Below are 974 nucleotides of genomic sequence, written 5' to 3'. Positions count from 1 at the left end.
GCTTTCTCTAGCCTTCTTTCCATTGGCGCCGAGATATCAATCTTCTCTTCGCTACCCGGGTGGATAAACTTGATGTTGGCTGCATGTAAGAACAGACGATTCAGTCCTACTTTACCCGTATAAGCATCGAAACGACGATCACCGTAACGATCATCCCAAGCTATTGGATGACCGGTATACTGAGCGTGCACACGGATTTGGTGTGTACGGCCTGTAATTGGGCTAGCTTGAATCAACGTCGCCTCTTGGAATTTCTCTAAAACCTTAAAGCGGGTTTCAGAAGCTTTACCATTCGGGTTCACTCGAACAATGCTATTCACTTCATTTTTTAACAAAGGTGCGTTGACGACTTTACAGCTGTTCTTCCATTCGCCCATCACTAGAGCGAAATAGTATTTTTGAACCGTTTTTTCACGGAACTGTGCTTGAAGGTGTCTTAGCGCCGAGCGCTTCTTAGCAACAAGCAAAATGCCAGACGTATCTCTATCAATACGGTGCACTAACTCAAGAAAACGAGCATCAGGGCGAAGAGCACGCAATGCTTCAATCGCGCCAAACTTCAAGCCGCTGCCACCATGAACCGCAGTACCTGATGGTTTATTGAGAATCAGCATGTGATCATCTTCATAGATGATGCACTGTTCCAATTCCGAAACCTTATTGAGTTTCGTACTCGGTACGTTCTCTTCCGTTTTCTCTTCAATAGTAACGGGAGGGATACGTACTAAGTCGCCAGCTTTTAGTTTGTACTCAGCCTTGATACGTTTCTTGTTAACGCGGACTTCGCCTTTACGCACGATTCGGTAAATCATGCTTTTCGGGATGTTTTTTAATTGGTTGCGTAAGAAGTTATCAATACGCTGACCAGCCATATCTTCGTCAATGTCGACAAATTGGACTTGGGTTCTAATTTCGCTCATTGGGTTATTGTATCACTGTCACTTTTGATAATTGAGATTTTCTTAACCCTATTC

At 43.9% G+C, this 974-nt stretch carries 1 protein-coding gene; it reads right to left on the bottom strand.

The features are described from left to right. A partial coding sequence (gene rluC / locus AB4653_RS22935) for a 23S rRNA pseudouridine(955/2504/2580) synthase RluC (RefSeq protein ID WP_372105405.1) occupies positions 1-920 on the bottom strand: 920 nt, incomplete at its 3' end. Between the last annotated feature and the right edge of the window lie 54 nt (positions 921-974).

It is taken from the genome of Vibrio sp. 10N.222.48.A3 (assembly GCF_041475345.1).
Taxonomy (GTDB): domain Bacteria; phylum Pseudomonadota; class Gammaproteobacteria; order Enterobacterales; family Vibrionaceae; genus Vibrio; species Vibrio tasmaniensis_A.
This window is presented reverse-complemented; position numbering and strand designations above follow the sequence as displayed.